We start from the raw sequence: 5,768 nt of genomic DNA, 5'->3' as shown, positions 1-5,768 counted from the left end.
AGAGCTGCATTAATTTGCAGTGCCTATTGCGGCGCTTTCGGCGCCGCGGGGTGGGGCCCTATTAACCCCGGTTCTTCACTCCTTCGCTCAGTCGCTGCGCTCCTTCGCTTCGTCGCTCCAGAACCGGGGCGGGCCCCACCTGCGAATGATGACCATCCGGAGTGGACGGGAGGTGTGTGGTTCCGTGTTCGGCTGTATGGGTCGGGTCGGCATGTAGTGCTGGGGAAGCTCGATGGATTCCAGGGGGCTGAATGCGTATGTTCGGTCGCCGAACCTCTCGTTTCGTCGCTGTGGAACCGGGGGCCTGCCCGCCGAGGTGGACTATCCGGAGTGGGCGAGATGTGCGGTGGACGTCTGCTCCGGCTGCCCGGCCGGACCACTACCGGGCAGGTCTCGACTGTTGTCGGCCTGTCGGCCTGTCGGCCTGTCGGCCTGTCGGCCTGTCGGCCTGTCGGCCTGTCGAGTTGTCCGGGTGTTCGGTCGCTGCGCCTTTTTCGCTCGATAACCCGGAAATCGGGGGGAGGGCTCGGCCGCCGATGTGGGCTGTTCGGAGCGAGCGAAGGGTTGTGTGGTCGTGTACTTCGGCCGGGGGTACAGCTACGAGTGTTCGAGTCCGGCTGTCGCCGGCCCCGGGGAATTGGTTGCGTGGTCGGTAGCCGCGTTCTGTTGCTCGGGAACGGGGCGGGTCCGCTAGCTCGGAGGCGGACGAATCTCTACCGAACGGGTCGACTCGAGTGCGCGGGGTCGTCGCCGCACCGACCTGTGGACGGATGTGAATAAACTCGGGCCGGTGTTGCACGACGAAGGTGGGCGCGGGGTTCCGATACTGCTGCTGCACGGGTTGATGGGTAGTGCCCGGACCTGGCAGGACCAGGTCGAATGGTTGCGCGACCACGGGCGGGTCTTCACCTTCGACGCCGCCGGGCACGGGCGGCCCGCGCCCGGCGAACTCACCACCGACGCGTTCGTGGCCGATCTCGCCGAAGCCACCGCGCGGATCGGCGAGCCGATGACCGTGATCGGGCATTCGATGGGCGGTCTGCACGGATGGGTTTTCGCGGCCACGTATCCGAACCGGGTGCGTGGGCTGGTGGTCGAGGATATGGCGCCGGATTTCACGGGCCGGACCGCGGCGCACTGGGCCGCCATGGTCGAGGCCTGGCCGCAGCCGTTCCCGGACGAGGCGGCGTTGACGGCGTATTTCGGGCCGGTCGCCGGACGCTATTTCCGGAATTCGTTCGAACGGGGTGCCGACGGTTACCGGCTGCACGGGGACGTGGCGACGTTCCGGGATATCTCGGAGGAATGGGGCACCCGTTCGTTCTGGCGGGAATGGGACCGGCTGACCGTGCCGGCGCTGCTGCTCGAAGGCGAGTACACGATCACTCCCGAAGGTCAGATGCGCCGGATGGCCGAACGGCATCCGGATGCCGAACACGTCCTGATCTCCGATGCCGGGCATCTGGTGCACGATGATCAACCCGCGCGCTACCGGACCGAGGTGGAGCGCTTTCTCACCCGGATCCTGCGGACCGCTCCCGCGGCCTGAACCGGTTACCGGTCAGCCCTCACCGGCGAGCGCGAACCGGCCGTCGTCGGTCTGTTCGATCAGGCCGTCGACCAGCAGCGAATCCAGCGCGCGGTCGCGCTGACCGGGATCACGGGTCCAGGCCAGATCCAGCCGGACGCGTTCCACCGGGGTGTGTGCTGCCCGCAGGACATCGAGCAGGCGGCCCCGGGCCTGCCGGTCGGTGCCCTCGTACTTCTGGGTCCGGCGCGCCGATTCGGTGACCGGACGGCCCGCCGTGACCCACGCGCAACGCGGTAGCGGGCAGCGTTCGCAATCCGGGGTCCGCGCGGTGCACACCGTGGCGCCGAGTTCCATCAGTGCCGCCGAGAACACCGCGGCCCGGTCCACCCGGGCGGGCAGCAGCGCCTCGGTCTCCCGCAGATCCCGCGTCGCCGGATTACCGGCCTCCCCGCGACCGTGTACGGCCCGCGCCACCACCCGGCGGACATTTGTGTCCACCACGGGAACTCGCTGCCCGTAGGCGAAGCAGGCCACCGCACGCGCGGTGTACGCGCCGATACCGGGCAGACCTAGCAGCACCTCGACATCGTCGGGTACCCGGTCGCCGTGTTCGGTGGCCAGGACACCGGCGCATTCGTGCAGTCGCAGGGCGCGGCGCGGATAGCCGAGCCTGCCCCAGGCTCGCAGTACCTCGCCCGCGCTCGCGGCCGCCATCGCCGAGGGCACCGGCCAGCGCAGCACCCACTCGCGCCAGATCGGTTCCACTCGGGACACGGGCGTCTGCTGCAGCATGATCTCGCTCATGAGGATCTGCCAGGCGCTCACCTCGGGCCGCCGCCACGGCAGGTCCCGGGCGGTGCGGGAGTACCAGTCGATCAGAATGTCGGAGTCGATCGCACCGGGTTCGACCACACCGGCCGCGCGTCCGCCCACATCCGGATTTCCGGTACTCGTGCTGCTCACCCGACCCGCTCCGTTCAGCTCACCGTGCAATTCCACCGGTTCGGCGCGGATGGACGCCGCGCTGTAACGGGACGGAAGCAAGCCGGCACATCAAATCGTGCAGAATGGACACATGCCTCAGTCCAACCCGGTAAGTGCCTGGAAGTCGCTGCGCGAAGGAAACGAGCGCTTCGTGAACGGCACGCTGCTGCATCCTAGCCAGGGGGCCGCCGATCGAGCCAAGCTCGTCTCCGGCCAGCATCCGACCGCCGTGCTGTTCGGCTGCGGGGATTCCCGAGTCGCGGCGGAATTGATCTTCGACCAGGGCCTCGGCGATATGTTCGTGGTCCGCACGGCCGGCCATGTGATCGATGCCGCGGTGCTGGGGTCCATCGAATACGGCGTCGGCGTACTCGACGTCCCGCTGATCGTGGTGCTCGGGCACGACAGCTGCGGTGCGGTCAAGGCGACCCTGAACGCGCTGGACGGCGGTGAGGTGCCCGGCGGGTTCATCCGCAGCATCGTGGAGAAGGTCACGCCGTCGATGCTCATCGGACGCCGCGAAGGCCTCGAATCGGTGGACGAGCTCGAGGCCCGCCACGTCGTGGAGACCAGCCGCCTGCTGATGGAGCGGTCGATGATCGTGTCCGATCGGGTACAGGCCGGTAAATGCGCGATCGCCTGTGTCACCTACAAGCTGGTCGACGGCCAGGCGAAACTGCATCGCGTGGTCGGCAACATCGGTGAAACTGTCTGACCGCCCGGCTGGGCCGTCCGCGCCACCTTCGGGTGTGCCGCTGACGGCCCTCGCCGCCCGATGCGCTTACCGTTGACACGTGTTGGAACCGACAGGACCGTTACCGCCGGAGATCTACTGGCGGCGTCGCGTGTTCGCCATCGGAGCGCTCGTGGTCGCACTCGCGGTGGTGATCTGGCTGGTCGTCACCGTCGCCCGCGGGGGTGATTCACCCGATGCCGCGGCGGCGGCATCGACATCCGAGACCACCGCACCCGCACCGAGTCCACCCGTGTCGTCCACGACAGCGAGCAGTACCCGCGCATCCACGACGGCATCGGGCACCCGCAGCACCGAACCCACTCCGGCGGCGTCCGGGCAGTGCGCGGACCAGTCGCTGGCGATCAAGGTCTCGGTGGGCCAGCCCACCTATCGGATCGGTGCGGAACCGGTGTTCGGGATCGTGATCACCAATATCTCCGGCGAGCCCTGCAGCCTCGATATGGGGTCCGGCCTGCAGCGGGTATCGGTGCACTCGCTCGACGGCGGACGCCAGCTCTGGGCGAGCACGGATTGCTACCCCGACGGCGAACCCGATGTCCGGACACTCGATCGCGGCGAACAGGCCGCGTTCACGGTGACCTGGAAGGGCGCGACCTCGCAGCCGGAATGCGCGGGGGAGCGGGTGCAGGTCCCCGCGGGTGCCTACAACGTGGTGGCACAGATCGGTTCGGTGCGCAGCGCACCCGAACCCTTCAACATCGCCTGACCCGGGCTATTTCTTGGTCAGGCCGGCCACCCGCAACGCGCCGCGCAGACTGGCGGCCTCGTGCAGTTTCATGGGCGTGGCCCCGGCATCGGTACCGGGCGGGACCACCGCGGTGGTGAACCCGAGCCTTTCCGCCTCGGCGAGCCGCCGGGTGGTGGAGGTGATCCGGCGGACCTCTCCGGCCAATCCGACCTCGCCGAGGATCACCCAACCGGGCGGTAGCGCGGTATCCCGGGCGGCGCTGGCGATGGCCAGCGCGATGGCGAGATCCGCGGCGGGTTCGGTGAGCCGCATACCGCCCACGGTGGCCGCGTAGACATCCTGTTTACCGACATAGAGCCCACACCGGCTCTGCAGTACCGCCAGCACCATGGCGACCCGGTTGTAGTCGAGTCCGCTGACGGCGCGGCGGGGCGCCGGGTTCTGCGTTTCGACGGTCAGCCCCTGCACCTCGCCGACCAGCGGCCGTTTCCCGTCCATCGCCACGGTGACCGCCGTACCGGGTACCGAATCCGACCGGTGATGCAGAAAGAGACCGGAAGGATCTGTCACACAGGCGATTCCGTCGTCGTGCAATTCGAAACAGCCCACCTCGTCGGCGCTGCCGAACCGGTTCTTGATACCGCGCACCATCCGCAGTGTGGTGTTCTTGTCGCCTTCGAACTGCAGCACCACGTCCACCAGATGTTCCAGCGTGCGCGGCCCGGCCACCGCACCGTCCTTGGTGACGTGCCCCACCAGCAGTACCGCGATCCCGCTCGCCTTCGCCAGCGATGTGAGTGCCGCGGTCACCGCCCGCACCTGGGTGACACCCCCGATCACACCGTCGGTATCGGCGGCCAGCATCGTCTGAACCGAATCGACCACCAGCAGAGTGGGTTTCACCTGATCGACATGTCCCAGCACCACCGAGAGATCCGATTCCGCGGCCAGATACACCCGATCGTGCACCGCACCCGTCCGGTCGGCCCGCAACCGCACCTGTCCCGCCGATTCCTCGGCGGTCACGTAGAGGGCCCGCTCGTCACGCTGCCGCGCCCAGCGATGGGCCACCTCGAGCAGCAGAGTCGATTTGCCCACCCCGGGCTCCCCGGACAGCAGTACCACCGACCCCGCGACTATCCCGCCGCCCAGCACCCGGTCGAGCTCGGAGACCCCGGTGGGCCGTGCCGTCGTCGTCTGTGAGTCGATCCGGGAGATCGGCGCGGCGGCAGTACTCGGCAGCATCGCCTTGCGCACCGGCCCCGCCGCCGCGGCAGCCACCGGCATCGCCTCGTCCACGGTGCCCCAAGACCCGCAGCCGGGACATTTACCGACCCATTTGGCGACTTCGTGCGCACACTCCGAACACCGATAGACGGCTTTGTTCTTGGTCACTGCCACAGCCGCACCCTACGCAAGCGCGCCGACATCTTGTCGTCGGCGCTCGAGTGGGTCGCGGCTTCGTGGGTGCCCGAACAGTGCGCGGCATTGTGTGCGAGCGGTGGGAGTCGCACCTGGCGCCAACGGGGATCGGAACCGCCATCCGTAGCCGCCAGTGATGCGTCCGGGCCCGGACGCCGACCCGGATCTCGAATGCTCCCGCCACCCACATGAGGTCGAGTCCTGCGAGACACCACAAAGTGGGGATCCATCCCACCGCACCGCCCCGCATGCCGACCGGTCCGTCGATGCCCCCCGCAACCCCCCGAGTCGAGTCTTACGAGACACCGCAAAGGGTTGAGGCCCGTCCCGCCGTTCAGGCCTCGAAGCGCATGCGCCGAAGGCGCGAGTCTCGAGGCCTGAACGGC

General features: G+C 68.4%; 5 protein-coding genes. 3 read left to right on the top strand and 2 right to left on the bottom strand.

The annotated features are described in order from the left end of the window. The first annotated feature begins 790 nt into the window (after window positions 1-790). A complete protein-coding gene (locus ACWEWT_RS38290) occupies window positions 791-1,549 on the top strand; it encodes an alpha/beta fold hydrolase (protein WP_452565832.1) in 759 nt (252 codons plus the stop codon). Between the two features lie 12 nt (window positions 1,550-1,561). Here the strand turns inward: ACWEWT_RS38290 and ACWEWT_RS38285 are convergent, their stop codons facing one another. Further along, complete coding sequence (locus ACWEWT_RS38285; protein ID WP_452565835.1) at window positions 1,562-2,443, bottom strand: A/G-specific adenine glycosylase; 882 nt, start codon at window positions 2,441-2,443, stop codon at window positions 1,562-1,564. Between the two features lie 163 nt (window positions 2,444-2,606). On the opposite strand from ACWEWT_RS38285, the gene ACWEWT_RS38280 reads away from it, so the two are divergent. Next, entirely contained in the window at window positions 2,607-3,230 is a 624-nt protein-coding gene (locus ACWEWT_RS38280; RefSeq protein ID WP_452565830.1) for a carbonic anhydrase, read from the top strand. Window positions 3,231-3,309: 79 nt separating this feature from the next. Continuing rightward, a complete protein-coding gene (locus ACWEWT_RS38275) occupies window positions 3,310-3,978 on the top strand; it encodes a hypothetical protein (protein WP_452565828.1) in 669 nt (222 codons plus the stop codon). A 6-nt stretch (window positions 3,979-3,984) separates the two neighbouring features. Here ACWEWT_RS38275 and radA read toward each other — a convergent pair whose 3' ends face one another. Then, a complete protein-coding gene (gene radA / locus ACWEWT_RS38270; protein ID WP_452565833.1) occupies window positions 3,985-5,355 on the bottom strand; it encodes a DNA repair protein RadA in 1,371 nt (456 codons plus the stop codon). Between the last annotated feature and the right edge of the window lie 413 nt (window positions 5,356-5,768).

It is taken from the genome of Nocardia sp. NPDC003963, from assembly GCF_053605105.1.
Note: the sequence above shows the minus strand (reverse complement) of the source record. Positions and strands in the feature narration are given on the sequence as shown.